This window comes from Halomonas sp. (assembly GCF_033549285.1).
Lineage (GTDB): Bacteria > Pseudomonadota > Gammaproteobacteria > Pseudomonadales > Halomonadaceae > Halomonas.
Genome location: NZ_JAWSUJ010000204.1, coordinates 1 through 589, shown reverse-complemented (window position 1 = coordinate 589; position 589 = coordinate 1). Strand labels below are relative to the sequence as shown.

Below are 589 nucleotides of genomic sequence, written 5' to 3'. Positions count from 1 at the left end.
CCCAGTCCATGATGGCGGTGAGGCAGCAGAAGCCGCGAGCCAGGGGGAGGTACGTGATATCCGCGCTCCATACCTGCCCGGCCTCGCTGATGTCCAGGCCGCGCAGGAGATAGGGGTAGACCTTGTGGCCGGGGGCGGGCTGGGAGAGACGCCTCTTGGGATAGAGGGCCTGCATGCCCATCTTGCGCATCAGGGTGGCCACGTGCCCTCGGCCCACGAGGAAGCCCCGGGCGAGGAGCTCGTCCCTGATCCGGCGGATCCCGTAGAAGGGGAACTTGAGGTGGATCTCGTCCATGGCGGCCATCAAGGCGAGATCTCACTCGCTGGTGGGGACCGGCTGGTAGTAGACGCTCGAGCGGGCAAGATCGAGGAGTTCGGCCTGCCTCTTTAGGGGCAGAGGGTGAGCCCGGTCGATCATCGCTTTGCGCTCCTGCCGCCGATGCGACCGAGCGCAGAGGACAAAAGTCATGTGCCAGGAGCAGTATCACCTATCGGGGTGTCCAGTCTTGCCCGGCCACTTCTCCCTCCACACACGCTCGACTGGCCCGCCTGGAGGATCACGGTCGTCTTACAACACTACCACCGCAGG

General features: G+C 65.0%; 1 protein-coding gene. It reads right to left on the bottom strand.

Annotation, left to right across the window (positions count from 1 at the left end):
* The coding region (locus tag SCI24_RS21430) for an IS3 family transposase (protein WP_318727289.1) at positions 1-295 on the bottom strand (295 nt) is incomplete at its 3' end.
* Between the last annotated feature and the right edge of the window lie 294 nt (positions 296-589).